Genomic DNA, 1,484 nt, shown 5'->3' with positions numbered 1-1,484 from the left:
TGGTTTGTGTAGAAGTGGTATTAGCTTCCGTATTTTGCTTTGGTTTCGAAAGTAGCTGCATACTTATCACACTAGCAACTATACCAATGGCAATACCAACAATTAATCCTTGCCATCTCCCTCTCTTTTTCTGAGCGGGAAATTCTTTGGTATCATTAATATTTTGCTTATCTTCTTCTGCTTGAGAATAGAGTTTAGGGCTATCTATAGAATCCATTTGATATCTCCTTGTCTAATCATAAGCCTTACAGTTTCTTGGTTTAATAATTTGACGTAAAGTATTATTTAATCTTTCACATTTTAGAAATTAAACCAGTTTCTTTTCCTACTAATTTATGCTTACAATCTTCATTATTGTAGCCAAGGGCGGGTTATTTGTTCTAATTGATTAAATTCATTTTCACCCATTTCCCATCCGATCGCTCCTACATTTTGTCGTACCTGTTCGGCATTTTTACAACCAGCAATAGGTATAACATTATCTTGACAGACTAACCAATTAAGTGCTACTTGTGCGGGAGTTTTACCATATTTTTCTCCGATTTTTGTCAATAAAGATATGACAGGTTCTATTTTTTCTAATCCTTTATTCTGGAAACGAGGGTTAGATTTTCGAGCGCCTGTCGGTAAATTTTCTTTAGTATATTTGCCAGTCAGCAATCCTTTTGCTAAAGGACTATAAGCTAAAATTGTAATTCCTAATTCTCTGGCTTTGTCTAAAATTCCTTGGCTTTCTGTTCGACGATAAAGTAGAGAATATCTAACTTGATTGGTTGCTAATTTTATGCCTCGTGCTGCTAAGATTTCATAAGCTTTTTCCATTTGTTCAGCAGAATATTTACTAACACCAACTGCCTCTATTCTTCCTTGTTTTACTTCTGAAGCTAAGGTATTTAATAAGGTTTTTTGGCTCATCAAATAAGTCAATGGCCAATGTACTTGATATAAGGTAATTTTTGGCAACATTAATCGTTGTAAGCTGGCAGTTAAAGCATTATTAATTGATTGTGGAGAAACCCGCCATAGTTTCGGACCATATTTAGTTAGAATTTGTACGGGTTGTTGGGTTTGGTGAATGAATTTTCCGAGGAATTTTTCTGATAAACCTTGGCCGTAAATTTCGGCGGTATCGAAGCAATTTATTCCTGCTTCTAAAGCTGCTTTAAAAGCGCTTTCTAATTCAGTTTCACCGTAGTTATTTCCATAATCCCAATATTTTGTGTCACCCCATGACCAAGTGCCAATAATTATGGGTGTAACATTGGGTCCGTTTTTGCCTAAAGTTGTTGTTGTCATAGTTAGTAGTTAATAGTTGATAGTTGGTATTTAAAATTCAAAGCGAGTAGTTAGTAGTTAGTACCGTAGTATTATTTTTTTCATTTGATATAATACCAATTCTAAAAAATTTTGCTATACTTGGATTTCATATTTAAAAATACTATTTATTGAGGTAATTTTATTGTTAGCTAACCTTTGTGATTTCA

Annotated in this window: 2 protein-coding genes; both read right to left on the bottom strand. The window is 33.7% G+C overall.

The window, feature by feature from the left end; genetic code table 11:
* On the bottom strand, positions 1-217 hold a 217-nt coding region (locus tag F6K22_RS40735; RefSeq protein WP_293110841.1), incomplete at its 3' end, for a hypothetical protein.
* Between the two features lie 134 nt (positions 218-351).
* On the bottom strand, positions 352-1,296 hold the full coding sequence (locus F6K22_RS40730; RefSeq protein ID WP_293110839.1) for an aldo/keto reductase: 945 nt from the start codon (positions 1,294-1,296) through the stop codon (positions 352-354).
* Between the last annotated feature and the right edge of the window lie 188 nt (positions 1,297-1,484).

The sequence above is a fragment of the Okeania sp. SIO2F4 genome, from assembly GCF_010672385.1.
GTDB lineage: Bacteria > Cyanobacteriota > Cyanobacteriia > Cyanobacteriales > Microcoleaceae > Trichodesmium.
The sequence above is the reverse complement of the archived record's forward strand: the minus strand, read 5'-3'. Positions and strand labels throughout refer to the sequence as shown.